The sequence below is a fragment of the Maribacter spongiicola genome (genome assembly GCF_004364165.1).
Classification (GTDB): Bacteria; Bacteroidota; Bacteroidia; order Flavobacteriales; family Flavobacteriaceae; genus Maribacter; species Maribacter spongiicola.
Window position 1 is genome coordinate 247,862 of the sequence record NZ_SOAY01000012.1, and the last position, 16,098, is coordinate 263,959.

Sequence of the window (16,098 nt, forward strand, 5' to 3'; positions counted from 1 at the left end):
CATGAAGCTCTTAGCGTTTATTCCGATCAAACTAACGCTTTTACTCATACTTGGAATCTTAATAGGTTACTTTTTTTCCTTTAACCTATTACATATACTTCTATTCACCACTTTTCTTTTTCTGCTACTTGCTGGAATTTTCTTATTTGAAAAGAATACAAAATCGATTTTATTTGGAACCATTGCCGCGCTAACATTCGTATCATTAGGAGTCTATAGTTACACTGCCGCACAACCTATTAATTATAGTAGTCACTACAGTAATCGCCAAAATAACAATAACGAACTATGGACGCTAAAAATAAAAGAAGTTCTAAAGCCCAATCAGTTTTCGACACGCTATTTTGCCTCAGTAAAAAGTATTGGTAATAGGCAGGTAACGGGCACCATTCTTCTTACTATACCTATTGATTCAGTAAAACTAAACTTAGCTATCGATAATGAATTTGTAACTTATACCGAAGCAAAAGCTATTTCCCCGCCCTTAAATCCGCATCAATTTAATTATAAAAAATATCTGGAGAATTTAGGTGTATATCATAGTATGCGAATTAAGCATGATGGACTTGTTAAAATTAAAAGTTCGCAAACTACCCTTCTCGGTATCGCTGCCAGCGCTCGAAATCATATAATTAAAAAGCTTGATCAAGAAAATTTTGGAGCAGACGAATTAAGTGTAATCCAGGCTTTATTATTAGGGCAGCGATCAGATATTTCTGAAGAAACGTATACCAATTACCAGAAAGCTGGTGCTGTGCATATTTTAGCAGTCTCTGGGCTACACATTGGTATTCTATTATTAGTTATTCAGTTTTTATTGAGTCCGCTGAAAAATATCCCTAATGGTCGAACTCTTATTTTAATTCTATCGGTTCTCTCTTTATGGACATTTGCCTTTATTGCAGGGTTGTCAGCTAGTATTATTCGCGCTACGACAATGTTCACTTTTGTGGCATATGCCTTGTCTTTGAACCGACCTAGTAATACGTTTAATATACTTGCGCTTTCCATTTTATTTATTCTACTATTCATTAATCCAAATTTGCTATTTCAAGTCGGATTTCAAATGAGCTATGCGGCTGTTTTTGCTATACTTTGGATTTTCCCCTTGCTCAAACAATTATGGTTTCCGAAGAATAAAGTGGTACGCTACTTTTGGCAATTGCTATGTGTTAGTATAGCCGCACAATTAGGCGTTCTACCTATTAGTCTATACTATTTTCATCAGTTTCCGGGATTGTTCTTTATTTCGAATTTAGTGATCGTACCTGCTTTAGGATTGATTCTTGGTATGGGAATTTTAGTGATTGCATTATCACTATTAAATTGGCTCCCGTCTCCGTTAGTATGGTTTTACAATGAAATTATTGGTTTAATGAATAGCTTAATAGCTTGGGTGGCAAAACAAGAAAATTTTATTTTCAGTGCGATTTCTTTTGATTTTATTCAGCTATTGTTAAGTATTTTAGTTCTGATAATGGGCATAGAATTTTGCACAAAATTCAACTACAAACGAATAGTTTTCTTTTTATTAAGTATTCTATGTTTTCAAGGTTATACAATTTACCAAGAGTATGAAGCTCAAAACAAGTCAGAAGTATTAGTGCTTCATCAAACGAGAAAGAGTCTCATTTTTAACAGAAGCGGAGATAATTTATCCATCTTAACAAATTCAAATAACACTCCGAATTATTTAATTTCAGAATACAAAACTGCTGAACGTATAGATTCTGTTCGATATGATTCTTTAAAAAACAGTTATGCTTTTGAAGATGAATTGCTTTTAATTATTGATAGCACTGGAATATATCCGAAGTTTGCATCCCATAAAATTCTACTCACACAATCTCCGAAAATTAATCTAGACAGATTGCTTAATAGCATCAACCCAAAAGTGATTATCGCAGATGGCAGCAACTACAAAAGCTATATAGACCGTTGGAAAGCTACATGTATAAAAAATAAAATCCCTTTTCACTATACTGGCGAAAAGGGAGCTTATTATTTTGAGTAGTATAAATTAATGTACTTTACCCATTAATTTTTTAATTAACGGAGATGCTAAAAGAACTATAACACCTGCACCTAAAGCATATTTTGCAATAAGCATAAAGCCATCTGTATATACAGTTAAAGTTGCAAATCCGCTTACATCGCCATCCGTACTTTCGATAGCTAGTTGTTTACCAATAAAACCTACGATTTGAAATGCAAATGCAGATGATAAAAACCAAACTCCCATAATAAAGGCAATCAATCTCATTGGTGCTAAATCGGTCATTTTAGATAGACCTACTGGTGACATAAATAACTCACCGACCGACAATAAGAAATACATTAACAACAGATATGTAAAAGGAACAAATCCGCTTTCATTGGCGCTACCACCACTTAATGCTAAAACATAAAAACTAATACCTGCAAAAAGCAATCCTAATCCGAATTTATAGGGAGTTCTAGGATTCCAGTTTTTCTTGCTCAACCACGTCCACATCATTGAAATCGGAATAGCCAATATTATGATGAACATAGAATTCAATGAATTGGTTTGTGCTGCAGACATAATACCATCCAAATCAATATTTCTAGCTGCAAACAAAGTAATTACACTACCAGACAATTCATGGAAACCCCAGAAAATAGTCATGAAAAAAGTAAGTAACACCGCTACAAACAGTTCTTTTCTTTCTTTTACATTTGCTTTGAACATCTCGTAAGCCAAATATGCTAGAACGGCGATACCGATACCGGTAAAAATGACATTCACGATATTTTGATCTGCAAACATACCATCTGTAGCAATCGCCTTATAGGATGATAATAACAATGCTATTAATGGCGCTGCCAATACAGCTAGTACAGGTACAAGAATACCTTGCTTTATACCAAGTACTTTTTTCTCTAGCACATGCTCATTTGGTGGTAATCCCCTATCGCCAAATACGTTGTTTTGAATACCTCTCCAAAAAACGATCAGACCGGTCAACATACCTATACCCGCAAGACCAAAACCATAGTGCCAGCCATAGGTAGCCGCTAGCCAACCACATAAAAGTGGAGCTACCCAACCACCAATATTAATACCCATATAGAAAATGGTAAAACCAGAATCTTTTTTAGGATCACCTTTTTCATACAACGTACCTACAAACGTTGAGATATTTGGTTTAAAAAATCCGTTACCTACTATGATTAACGAAAGTGCCAAAAAGAACGCCATGTTGTCTTCAATTGCCAAAACAAAGTGACCAATAGACATTAAAATTCCGCCTAAAAAAATGGAATTTCTCATTCCTAAAATCTTATCCGATAATTTTCCTCCAATAACTGTAGAGGCATATACTAATGATCCGTACGAGGAGTAAACAGCTGCTGTTGCATAATCTCTTTCTGCCAAGGCTTTGAAGATTACATCGATCATATATAGCGTCAGTAACGCTCGCATACCGTAGAAGCTAAAACGCTCCCATAACTCTGCAAAGAATAAGTAAAATAAACCCTGCGGGTGTCCAAAAACCTGCTTTTGGTCTGAAAATTCAGTACTTTCAGTCATATTGATGTTAGTTTGATTAAAGTTTCTCTTTTATGAAGTTGGTCATTTTATTGTAGAGGTGAATTCTAGTGTTTCCACCATAAATTCCATGATTTTTGTCTGGATAGATTCCCCAATCGAATTGCTTATCTGCCTGTATTAATGCTTCGATCATTCGCATTGAGTTTTGCACATGTACATTATCATCACCTGTACCATGAATCAATAAATAATCACCTTCTAACAATTGTGGATAATTGAATGGTGAGTTGTCATCATAACCACTTGGGTTTTCTTGTGGTGTTTGCATGTAACGTTCTGTATAAATAGTATCATAAAATGCCCACGATGTTACTGGTGCCACAGCAATTGCCATTTCAAAAGTATCATTACCCTTTAAAATACAATTGGTTGACATAAAGCCACCATAGCTCCAACCCCATATACCGGTTCTATTTTCATCTATATACGGCAACTCACTTAATTTTTTAGCTGCAGCAATTTGGTCCTCTACCTCGTATTTTCCTAATTCTTTTTGAGTAACTTTTTTGAAATCCCTTCCTTTGAATCCGGTTCCACGACCATCTACACAAGCTACAATATACCCTTCATCGACTAACATTTGGTGCCAGTAATCATTAGCGCCCATCCAACTATTACTCACATTTTGCGAACCAGGACCACTATATTGATACATGAATAAAGGATACTTTTTTGCAGGGTCAAAATCTTTTGGCTTGATCATATACATATTAAGGTCATTACCGTTAATAGCAATTGTAGAGAACTCTTTCGGACTCACAGCATACCCTTCTAATCTCTTCAATAATTGACTATTGTCTTTTATATCTTTTACCTTCTTACCATTTATAGCTTGATGCAAAGTATATACCTGAGGCATTTCTGCACTTGAGAATGTATTGATGAAATATGTAAAATCAGTACTAAAAGAAGCATTGTTCGTTCCTTCAGTAACTGCTAAGCCCTTTTTATCATCACCACCGCTGCTAATATTATAAACCCCACGGTTTATAGAACCGTTCTCCGTAGACTGGTAGTATATTTTATCTTCATTTTGGTCGTAACCATAGTACTTGGTCACTTCCCAATCGCCTTTTGTAATCTGGTTCATTAAATCACCATCTTCCCCATAAAGGTAAATATGGTTCCAGCCATCTTTTTCGCTAGTCCAGATAAAGCTATCGTCCTCTAAAAATGTTAAGTTATCAGTAATATCAACATAGGCATCATCCTTCTCTTCCAACAAAACCGATACTTCTCCTTTTTTTGCATTTACCGCATACATGGTCAAATGATCTTGATGTCTGTTCAGAGTTTGGACACTCAACATATTTTTATTGTTCATCCATTTAATACGTGGTATGTAATACGCGTTATTTGTATTTACGGTAGAAATCTCTCCACTTGCAACGTCTAAAAGATGCAACGTAACTATAGAGTTGTTCTCACCTGCTTTTGGGTATTTAAATACATGTGGTTGTTGATATAACCCTGTACCGTAAACATCCATAGAAAACTCTGGAACATTGGTTTCATCGAAACGTAAAAAAGCTATTTTAGAACCATCGGCATTCCATTCGAAAGCACGAACAAAAGCAAATTCTTCTTCATATACCCAGTCGGTAACGCCGTTGATAATTTTATTTGATACACCATCAGTAGTAACCTGCTTGGTTTCACCTGAAGCTATGTTAAAAATGTAAATGTTATTATTCTTCACATATGCCACTTTGCTGCCATCTGGTGACAATAACGGTTCTTGAATTTTATCTGCACTTATTTGAACTACTTTTTTAGAAGCTATATCATATACATAATAAATGCCTAGTTTTGAACGTCTGAATATGGGTTCTATTTCTGTTGAAAGCAGCATCTTTTTTTCGTCTGAACTAAAATCATACGATGAGAAAGATTTAATATCAGCTAAATCTGCAGAAGAAACTACAGTACCAACTTTTTCTAACGTTTTATAATCGTATTTATCAACCGTAGTAATTCGACTGATTCTATTGGTATTAAGAACTGTATATTGGGTGCCATTTTTCATAGATCTAAGGGCATCCATCCCTTCTGTTCTAAAAGCACCTTGATAAATTTCGGCAACTTCAATCTGTTTTTCCTGTGCCCAAGTAATTGCGGAGAGTGAAACTAAAACCAACGCAAATAAGTGTATTTTTCGCATAAATAATTGAATTTTGTTAAATCTCTCAAGTTTACCACAATTTCCTCAAAAAAACACGCTTTGCAGTGAAAAAGAAAGCGCTTTTAACTGTTTGCCTATGGAAACTAGATTATTGCCAATATGCTTATCTTTACTACCGTAAAATTATGTGCTATTTTTCCAAATCGCGACTTTTACACAACATCGAATATTAGTAGAAAGTTATACCTAAATGACCAAGCCAATAAGTGGTTTCTCCAAACTTACGAAAGAAGAAAAAATAGAATGGGTCACCACAAACTATACCCAAAATGCCACGCAATCAAAGAAGATATTGCAAACGTACTGGAATGAAAATTCTAGTATTCAGCAATTACATGATGAGTTTATTGAAAATACACTCACGAATCTTTATATGCCTTTAGGCATTGCCCCTAACTTTTTAATTAACGAGACACTTTACGCCATACCTATGGCTATTGAAGAAAGCTCTGTTATTGCAGCTGCTAGTAAGGCTGCAAAATTCTGGTTGAATAAAGGCGGATTCAAAGCTAAAATCATAGGTACAGAAAAAGTTGGTCAAGTACATTTCATGTTTAAAGGTGAAGCAACAAAACTGAACTCCTTTTTTACCTATTTAAAGCCCATTTTACTTGCCGAAAGTGCTTCTTTGACCACTAGTATGGAAAAAAGAGGTGGTGGTATTTCTGATATTGTTCTAAAAGATAAAACCAGTGAATTAGATCATTACTTTCAGTTACACGCTACTTTTCAAACGAAAGATGCTATGGGCGCTAATTTCATCAATAGCTGCTTAGAGCAATTTGCAACTACATTGAAAAAAGAAGCTGCAAATTATAAAGAATTCTCAGCCTTAGAGAAAGATGTAGAAGTAGTAATGAGCATACTTTCTAACTATGTACCCAATTGTACCGTTCGTGCCGAAGTAAGCTGCTCTGTTGAAGATTTAAATTTATCGGCAGAATTAACACCGCAACATACAGCAGAAAAAATAATTCAGGCTATTAAAATCGCAAAAGTAGAACCGTACCGTGCGGTTACGCACAATAAGGGGATAATGAACGGTATAGATGCCATCGTTTTAGCTACTGGTAACGATTTTAGAGCAGTAGAAGCTGGCGTACATGCATATGCTTGTAAAAATGGTCAATACAGCAGCTTAACACATGCCGAAATTGAAAACGGAATTTTTAAATTCTGGATCGAACTGCCTTTGGCGCTAGGCACCGTTGGCGGACTCACGAACTTACACCCGTTGGTGAAACTGAATTTAGAGATACTTCAGCGACCATCGGCAGAAGAGCTTATGCAAATTGTCGCTGTTGCAGGTCTAGCACAGAACTTTGCCGCTGTTAGCTCTTTGGTTACTACCGGTATTCAAAAAGGACATATGAAAATGCACCTGCTTAATATATTAAATCAACTAGGGGCGAACGAGAATGAAAAAGCTACATTGGTAGAACATTTTAAAACTAACCCAGTTACTCATCATGGAGTGGAACTTCAATTGAATACTATAAGAAAGTAAACCGTTTACGTATGACCAAGGAATTTTACAGTAACGGAAAATTATTGATTACCGGAGAATATGCTATTCTCGACGGTGCCAAAGGTTTAGCATTACCCACAAAATTCGGACAATCTTTAAGCCTACTTGGTTCAGATTCTGAAAATTTTGTCTGGAATAGTTTAGATGTGGATGAAAATATTTGGTTTAGCGCCGAATTTTCTAAGAAAGATTCTAAGACGGTTTATACTTCTGATCGGGATGTGGCTCATCGCCTATCTCACATTCTTTTGGAAGCTAAAAAGTTAAATCCCGATTTTTCACCTACTACAACCGACATCAATTCGGCAGAAGCAAAAGTTACTTTCCCAATAGATTGGGGCCTGGGCACTTCATCTACGTTAATTGCAAATATTGCAGCCTGGGCAGAGGTAAATCCGTATCAATTGCTAGAAGCTACTTTTGGCGGTAGTGGTTATGATATTGCATGCGCTACCCATAATACAGCAATCACTTACCAAAGAAATGGTTTTGAACCCCATGTAACCGAGGTAACGTTTAACCCTGACTTTACAGATCAGTTATTTTTTGTGTATCTCAATCAGAAAAAAAACAGCAGAGAAGCCATTGAAAGCTACAGGAATTTAGATTTTAATAAAGAGAAGCTGATTTTAAAAATCAATAGCATAACAGAGCGCATTTTAGCTTCTACTCACCTTAAGGATTTTGAACTTCTATTAAACGAACACGAGAGCGTTTTATCTAAGACACTTCAAATTGACACTATAAAAAATATACTTTTCCCTGATTATAACGGTACTATTAAAAGCTTAGGTGCTTGGGGAGGAGATTTTGTTTTAGTAACCGGGACGGAAAAAGATATGTCTTACTTCAAGGAAAAAGGATACCATACTATTCTCCCCTACTCAAAAATGATACTATAAAAAAAGAGCATCCAATTTGGATGCTCTTTTTTTTATAAATCTTAAAGTATCTACTAGTAAAAAGTAGCTCTTTTATCTTCAATTACAGAACCGTCTTTCAATGCATTGTAAACAGCTGTGTTCACACGGCTAGCAGCAGCAGTTTTTATAGCATTTGAATAAACGCTATAGTTGTCTAATTTTGGAGCTTCTGTTTTCTTCACGATTTCAATTTTAAAAACACCAGTATTCCCTTGAATTAAACCTGAAGTTTGACCAGCAGCCATACCGTAAGCAGTACCCACTACAACTGGCTCACTACCTGCACCTGGTATAGTTGGTGACTTCACCGTAAGTGCAGATGCATTTGAAACACTTACAGCGTTATCAGATGCAATAGCACTCATTTCTTTACCCTTGTTCGCTGCTATAATTTGCTCTGCTTTACGTTCTTTTCTAATAATCGGTAAAACAAGTACAGAAGCATCTTCAGCACTCATAACACCTTCTGCATAAGTACCAGTTAACTGAACTACAGCATAACCGTTGTTGATGTTGAATCTCTTTACATCACCTACTTCAGTATCACCATTAAAAGCCCACTGTACAATATTTCTTTGATTTGTTAACCCAGGTAGGTTTTCATCTAAAGCTTTGATTTTATTAACAGGACGAACTACGTATTCAGCTTTCTTGGCCAATGTTGAAAATGCACTTTCATCATCTGTAGTTTCCATTTCAAATTTAGTAGCATTTGTAAACAATGTGTTTATTGTTTCTTCCGACGCTACAATCTCCCTAGAAACAGTTGCAACCTGTACTACATCTTCTTTATCGTCAATTTTAATAACGTGGAATCCAAAATCAGTTTCTACCAACCCAATGCTTCCTTCGTTATTATTGAATGCGAAATCATTGAATTTAGGTACCATAACTCCTCTTTGGAAGTATCCTAAATCTCCACCATTTGGTGCAGATGGTCCGTCAGAATTATCTCTTGCCAATTCTGAAAATACCACTCCAGATTTCTTAGCTTCTTTTAATAATTCTTTCGCTTTAGCTTCAGCTTCTTCCTTTGTTCTTGTTACTTCAGGATTTGCTCTTGTAGCACCTGTGTAAGCCAATAGAATATGACTTGCTTTCACAGAACCATTAGGTTTTCTAGCAATCATCTTAGAAATCTTGAATGAATCTCCATCCTTATAAGGACCGTAGATTTGACCCACACTTAAATTCATTAATGTATCTGCAACGCTAGAAGGTAAGTTTTTCTTTGCTTTGAAAATAGTATCGAACTTAGTATCTGAATACCTATCTAAAAATGCAGCAACATCTTTTGTATTTCTAAATCCTTTAATAGTATCGTTACGATCAGTTTGAGAATTGTACTCGATAGTATCATCTAACAACTTAGAAACTTCAGCTTGAATGGCTGCTTGATCAGCATCAGATGGTTTTTCTTGAAAATATACATATTGTAAATCTCTTGCAGGATCTTGCTTATATTCTTCTTTGTGCTTATTAACGTAATCAGAAATTTCGCTTTTAGTAACTGTAATAGTACTGTCTGCAATGGAAGTATAAGGTACTCTTACGTACTTTATATCCATTTTTTCATTAGCCAATTTATAGTCTAACTCCCCTTCTTTCAAAGTAGCACCAACACCGGCCTTTACCATATTAAAGTAAGTCTGCTCTTTTGCCAATTGAACTATTTCGTCTTCTGTCTGCAACCAAGCATCATATTGTGCAGGGTTGTTTACTTTCCAATCAGCAACAGTTTGCTTAAACAAATTTGCATCGAACTGACCATTCTGATCTTGAAATTGAGGATTCTGTGCGTAACCGGTAGTTCTTAAAAAATCAACAATTTGATCTTGCTCGATACCGATACCTAAATCTTCGAATTGCTCACCTAAGATTGTCTTTCTTACTTTGTTCTCCCAAACCTGGTTTACAACTTGCATAGATGATGCCGTTGGACCAACTCTGTTGGAAGCAACTTCTACTTCTTGTCTAAATTCATCAATAGAAATTTCTTCTCCATTAATTTCGGCCACAGACGAACCTACTTTTTCTCCTCCTAAATTACTACTGGTAAAAACCCCAGAAATAACAAATGCAAAAAGCGCCAAACCTATAATCAAGATCAACACTGTTGTACGTTTCCTAATATTTTCTAATACTGCCATTCTAATTAACGTTTAAAATAATCGTTTGTGGTTATTGGGAGGCAAAACTACCATTTTTAATTGAAATAATAAAAACTAAAAAGCCTCCTAATTTATTGATTGATGCACTGTTATTCTTCTTTTAATAGTTCTATAGAAACTAGATCAATTTTTGTGTTGGACACTTCTAACACCGTAAACTTATAATCTTCTATAGTAAGCTCTACTTCTTTATCTGGAATTTCACCTAAGGTATGCACCAAAAGCCCTCCTAAGGTTTCAAATTCATCTGATACCGGAAGGTCTAACTTATAATTTTCGTTGATATAATCTACCTCTAAACGAGCTGAAAAAAGAAAATGACGATCATCAACTCGCTCTTCGCGCAAATCTGTTGTATCGTGTTCATCTTCAATTTCACCGAACAACTCTTCTACAATATCTTCTACCGTTACAAGACCAGATGTACCACCGTATTCATCTAAAACCACGGCAATACTTTTTCGTTTCTTCATTAAGGTGTTCAAAATATCTTGAATAAGCATTGTTTCGGGCACGAACTCAACTGGCAATAAAATACTTTTTAATGTTTTTGGCTTCTTAAACAACTCGTAAGAATGTATATAACCTATTACATTATCTACAGTATCATTATAAACCAAAATTTTTGAATACCCTGTTTCGGTAAATAATTTAGCTAGATTCTTTGGTGTTTCGTGCATTTCAACAGCAACTACCTCTGTTCTTGGCACCATAACTTCTCTTGCTTTTACCGCTGCAAATTCTAGTGCATTTTGAAAAATCTGTATTTCTGTATCTACATCATCTTCTTCCTTAATGGTTTCCATCTGTTCGGTAATATAATCGCCCAGTTCTAATTTACTAAATGCCAATTGGACTTCATCACCAGAGGTACCGAATACATGTTTTAGTATTAAGTCAGAAATCCAAATAATGAAATCTGATATGAAAGAGAATAAAATATAAAATAAAAAGGCTGGTATAGCCAATAACTTCAAAAGGTTATTCGCATAAATTTGAAAGAGAACTTTTGGCAAAAACTCTGCCGTTATCAATATTATAAAAGTAGAAATCAACGTCTGGGTCAACAAACTGAAATCGGTTATAAATAACTTTAAAATGGCGTTATCTGGAACGATACCGGTAAACCAATTCATAAGCACATCGCCCATAAAAAAACCGTAAATAACCAGAGCAATATTGTTACCTATAAGCATGGTAGCAATAAACTTAGATGGTTTTTTGGTTAATCTGGTAAGTACAGTTGCTAAAAATCCTTCTTGTTTTTTTTCAATTTCTATATGAATCTTGTTCGCAGAAATAAAGGCAATTTCCATTCCTGAGAAAAATGCTGAAAAAATCAAGGAAAGTATAATGATAATACCGGCTGTACCCACTATTTGTTTTGATTATCCTGTTTACGTTGTTCGAATTTTTTCCTGTAATTTCTTCTAAACAAGAACATACCAATAGAAACTAAAGCAAAAAAAATGAAAAAATACGCCATAGTTCTATCGGTGTTCCAATCTGAAAAAATTCTATAAATTGAAAAACCGGCTACTATAACATATAAATACTCCGTATACCTTAAAATACTAATCATTTTCTTGTTCTTTATCTTCTTTAATTAACATCAGTCCGTACGTCTTATGCGCATTTAAAAACTTAAGGTCTTTCTGAATATCCATTCCCTCACCGTCCATTACCGTTCCATCATCAGGGTTGGTGAACGTAAATTTTTCTTGCGTAAATGCCCATTCATTACCACGATCATAATACAATTGAGATGTTGCCAATTTCTTACCATCATCACCTTTAATAAGTACATTACCTCGCAAATCTACGATAGAAGTCTTAGAGTACAATACTCCGTAATCTGCCTCTATGGTAGTTTTCTCATTCTTCTCATTGAAAATTTCCACTAACAAGCCTTCTGGGAAGGTTTGATACGGAAATGTAAGTTGTTCAAAATCGTTTCTAATAGGACCGGACAAAACTGCCAGCACCTTAGAAGAACCAACATCCTCAGATCCCAATTTTTCTGGAGATTCGGTATAGGTAAGTACAAAATCTTCAACTACACCTCTAGGGTATACTTTTTTTGCAGCCTCATCACCTACTCTCTTGTAATCGTCTTGACAAGATAAAAAAAGCATTGCCATGGTACATACCACGGCAATGCCTTTAAAATTAAGAATCTGTTTCATTTTTTCTATAAAGAGGGTACTGTAACGCTACCACCAACCCAGCAAGGAAATGTAATAGTTTTACCAGCCATACCCGAACTAAAGATCATTTCTTTGGTTGGTGCTTTTGCACTATAGCTGTTTGCCGCCTGACTTGAAGAACCGCCTAAAGATGGATCAACTCTACCGGCTTTTCTGGCCATATCAGCAGCTTTCCAATACATTGCTCTTTTCTCGAAAGCCGATGTACCACAATCATTTGCACTAGTTGCATATAAGTTAGCAATCAATAAATATGCACGACCATTAGATGGGTTAGCATCAATCGCTTTTTGTGCGTAGCTACGTGCAGATGACTTGCTACCTTTTCTTTTATTAATAACCGCTACTTTATAAGCAATCTTAGATTTTTTATCGTTATCAGTTTCTAAAGATAATGCTTTATCGAAATCTGCAAGAGCACCTTTGCTATCGCCATTTTTCATTTTCAACGTACCACCGTAAACATAAGCATCAGCAGATGGATCTAATCTTAACTGAGCTTCAAATAATTTCTGGAACATTGGATCATCTGTACATTCTTTGTTGAACATAAGACCAACAGCTCTTTTTACCCAAACAACATCATTCTGTTTCTCTTCAAAACTCTTTTCGTAAAGAGGAATTAAGTTGCTACAATCAGCTAAAGGACCTAATTTAGAATCTATACTTCCTGCAATTTTACCATAAACCTCAGAATATGAATTGTAAGATTTTAAACGAGATTTTTCTTTAGAAGTTAATGTACCAGCTTCTTCTTTAGGTAAAAGCTTAGCAATTTTACCAGTAAGTTGTTCGTTTTCAACCTCAATTTTCTCTGTTACCGCATCGTATACATCAAAAACCTCTTGCAAATCTTTTCTACCAGCCTTATGCTCATCAACCAAACTAGAGAAGTAGATGTACAATGCTTTCGGGCTTGTAAAGTTTTCTTGATCTTTAGTAAATGCCTCACTTAACATGCTGTACATTTTAGCATCATCTGCCATTTTATTTTCGTACATCACCATAGCTTTATCAACCATAGTCTCACCAGGGGTAGTTTTAGATGCAAAATGCTTTAATTTATTATCGTAAAGACCCATAAGATCATTAGCAAATTTCTCTTTATCAGCACCAGTCGCTTTTTCCACTTTATCCTTAAGTATACGCTCACCATATACATAGATAGCATTATTTAGTTGCGGACAAGTTTCATAAACCATTTTCCATGGTTCATAAGCTGCGTCATAATTTTTAACTTTTGCATGTTCAGAAAATATGGACAAGTTTGTCATACATTCAGGGTTTTGCGCCTGTGCATTGCTCACTCCCATCATCCCAAGGAACATAATTGCCGTGAAGTAAAGTTTCGATTTCATTTTTTCTATTTTTAAAATGGTTAATGTACTAAATTTTTATTAATTGATTTTTCTTTTCTGGAACCAACGATCGTTTAATGATAGCCCTACATTAATTTTAAAATAGCTCTCTTCGATCAAATTAGCACGAGTAGTTCCTTTTTTACCAAATTCAAAACCTAAGTTAAGATTTGAGAAACTTCTACCCAGTGGTAAGCCTAATCCAAAAGTTATGCCAAAGTTATTTATATCAACGTCATTCACCAACATACCAGTCTTATCTAGACGCAACCCTGCACGATAAGTGACTCGTTTTAAGTAACTTGAGAAAGAATCGTAATCTGGCGTAATAAATGCACCAAAAGCAAAAGAACTTGCATCTTCATAGGTAACACTTTCTGCACCTAAGAATGAATTCTCGAAAGAACTCATTTGCTGAAAACTATATTCAGCACCTATAAACCATTTATAATCTTCACCATACCCCAAACCTAATGTCGTCGTGGTAGGTATTTTCAATTCTGTGTTGCTTAAATTCTGAGCAGCTAAATTCACTTCTACCGCCTCTATTGTTACCCCGCTGGCTACTGAGAAAGAACCTATCTGTCTATCATTTTCAGAAACGAGATTACCTTGCGTATTTACACGGATAGATGAATGAAGTCTTTTATTACCTTTAATTAGCGGACTGTAGTTCAACGCATAATTGAAATCAAAACCATTAACCCTAGAACTTCTTCTATCAAAAGTACCAAATTGAATATCTTCAACTTGTTGCAACCTTTCACTCTCTAAAGTACCGAAGTTGAAATTTACCGTTGCACCAATGCTTAAATCTTGAATAATTTCATACCCTATAGAATAGAAAGCTCTATTTAAACCGCCAGTACCATTATAAACATTGGTTAATGACCCACTTGTATTGGTTCTTTCTTCAACGAAGTTATAACCAACGGACGAATATGGCATTATACCAAACCCCATACCTAACCCATTACCAACGCTAAAACCAAGTGCCAAATAATCTAAAGTCGTTACAGAGCTTTGTTGTTCTTCGGTAAAACTTTTTAGGGTAAACTGCTTGTTAGAAACACCGGCCGTATAGGTTACAAGACCTTCTTTATCCATCACCTCTAACCCGAGCTTGCCGTAAGCGGCAGGGTTTTTTAAGTTAATATGTATACTATCGGCATAAACGCCAATACCACCCATCATTTGATTTTCTACAGTACTTGTGCTTTTTATATCACCAATTCCGAAGAAAGAGTAAGGAGAAACGGTACCATCTTGAGCGTACATACCAACAGTGGTAATGTATACAATTGCAATTACAATTTTTCTGATCATTTAGTGCTTGTTGTATTCCAGCAAATAATTAAGCCCTTTCAGGAGAAATTTGGAATCCGCAAATATGGTATTTTTTAATCGTTTAGACAAAAATAGTGTGTCTCCACCAGTTAAAATAACTGTTAAATTTTTAAATCTTGCTTTGTAGAGATCAATGACACCGTCTATTTCAAGAGTTACACCATTTATTACACCGCTATGTAGACAGTTTTCCGTTGTATTACCAATATAGTCTAATAGTTCTTTTTTCTCGAGCAAAGGCAATTTTGCAGTCTGTTGATGCATGGCATTATAGCGCATTTGCACACCTGGAGATATGGCTCCGCCCAAATATTCATCAAAATCATTCAACATATCATACGTAACACATGTACCTGCATCTATTATCAAATTATTTTTATGCGGATTAAAATAATACGCCGCTGTTGCAAGTGCAATACGATCAACCCCTAAAGTTTGAGGAGATGCATATGAGTTCTTAAATGGCACTTTTGAGGCGTTATTTAACTCATGTAAATCACAAAAAACGGCTACAACCTTCACTTGCTCCTTAGAAAGAGACCCTACACTAGAAACTATTGCAGATTGTATATTCGGGTATTCTTTGAAGATTTTCTTAACGACCTCAACAAACAAATCAGCAACAACAGTCTCTAAATGAATAATTTCCGTCTTTTTAAAGATTGCTAACTTAACGTTTGTATTACCTGCATCAATTATTAAATTCATGGTACAAAGATTAAAAATTAAAAAAACATTTTTCTTTTTTCATGATTTTGTTTGTAAATCATAAAATTGAAATTATATTTGCAGCCGCTTACAGCGACAT

Annotated in this window: 12 protein-coding genes; 3 read left to right on the forward strand and 9 right to left on the reverse strand. The window is 35.2% G+C overall.

The window, feature by feature from the left end; all coding sequences use genetic code 11:
- Window position 1 precedes the first annotated feature (1 nt).
- Window positions 2-2,014: a ComEC/Rec2 family competence protein gene (locus tag CLV90_RS14280; RefSeq protein ID WP_133688185.1), complete on the forward strand. Its 2,013-nt coding sequence runs from the start codon at window positions 2-4 to the stop codon at window positions 2,012-2,014.
- 6 nt (window positions 2,015-2,020) lie between these two features.
- On the opposite strand, the gene CLV90_RS14285 is transcribed toward CLV90_RS14280, so the two are convergent.
- Window positions 2,021-3,553 (reverse strand): peptide MFS transporter, encoded by a 1,533-nt coding sequence (locus CLV90_RS14285; protein ID WP_133688186.1) that lies wholly within the window; start codon window positions 3,551-3,553, stop codon window positions 2,021-2,023.
- 16 nt (window positions 3,554-3,569) lie between these two features.
- A complete protein-coding gene (locus CLV90_RS14290) occupies window positions 3,570-5,735 on the reverse strand; it encodes a S9 family peptidase (RefSeq protein WP_133688187.1) in 2,166 nt (721 codons plus the stop codon).
- A 211-nt stretch (window positions 5,736-5,946) separates the two neighbouring features.
- Between CLV90_RS14290 and CLV90_RS14295 the strand changes: the two genes are divergently transcribed.
- Together CLV90_RS14295 and CLV90_RS14300 are read left to right on the forward strand one after the other, a co-directional pair.
- Window positions 5,947-7,263: a hydroxymethylglutaryl-CoA reductase, degradative gene (locus CLV90_RS14295; protein ID WP_133688188.1), complete on the forward strand. Its 1,317-nt coding sequence runs from the start codon at window positions 5,947-5,949 to the stop codon at window positions 7,261-7,263.
- An 11-nt stretch (window positions 7,264-7,274) separates the two neighbouring features.
- Entirely contained in the window at window positions 7,275-8,186 is a 912-nt protein-coding gene (locus tag CLV90_RS14300; RefSeq protein WP_133688189.1) for a GYDIA family GHMP kinase, read from the forward strand.
- Window positions 8,187-8,239: 53 nt separating this feature from the next.
- Here the strand turns inward: CLV90_RS14300 and CLV90_RS14305 are convergent, their stop codons facing one another.
- The 7 genes from CLV90_RS14305 to CLV90_RS14335 form a co-directional block, all read right to left on the reverse strand.
- On the reverse strand, window positions 8,240-10,357 hold the full coding sequence (locus CLV90_RS14305; protein ID WP_133688190.1) for a peptidylprolyl isomerase: 2,118 nt from the start codon (window positions 10,355-10,357) through the stop codon (window positions 8,240-8,242).
- 110 nt (window positions 10,358-10,467) lie between these two features.
- Window positions 10,468-11,694 (reverse strand): hemolysin family protein, encoded by a 1,227-nt coding sequence (locus CLV90_RS14310; protein ID WP_243835449.1) that lies wholly within the window; start codon window positions 11,692-11,694, stop codon window positions 10,468-10,470.
- Window positions 11,695-11,753: 59 nt separating this feature from the next.
- The gene (locus CLV90_RS14315; protein WP_133688192.1) at window positions 11,754-11,960 is read right to left on the reverse strand and encodes a hypothetical protein; all 207 of its coding nucleotides are present in this window, start codon (window positions 11,958-11,960) and stop codon (window positions 11,754-11,756) included.
- Window positions 11,953-12,564 (reverse strand): LPS export ABC transporter periplasmic protein LptC, encoded by a 612-nt coding sequence (gene lptC / locus CLV90_RS14320; protein ID WP_243835451.1) that lies wholly within the window; start codon window positions 12,562-12,564, stop codon window positions 11,953-11,955. Before lptC ends, CLV90_RS14315 begins: the two co-directional genes overlap by 8 nt.
- Window positions 12,565-12,569: 5 nt before the next feature.
- Window positions 12,570-13,943 (reverse strand): tetratricopeptide repeat protein, encoded by a 1,374-nt coding sequence (locus CLV90_RS14325; protein ID WP_166638594.1) that lies wholly within the window; start codon window positions 13,941-13,943, stop codon window positions 12,570-12,572.
- A 39-nt stretch (window positions 13,944-13,982) separates the two neighbouring features.
- Window positions 13,983-15,269, reverse strand: a complete 1,287-nt coding sequence (locus CLV90_RS14330) for a hypothetical protein (protein ID WP_133688193.1) — start codon at window positions 15,267-15,269, stop codon at window positions 13,983-13,985.
- Window positions 15,270-15,998, reverse strand: a complete 729-nt coding sequence (locus tag CLV90_RS14335; RefSeq protein ID WP_133688194.1) for a type III pantothenate kinase — start codon at window positions 15,996-15,998, stop codon at window positions 15,270-15,272.
- Window positions 15,999-16,098 lie beyond the last annotated feature (100 nt).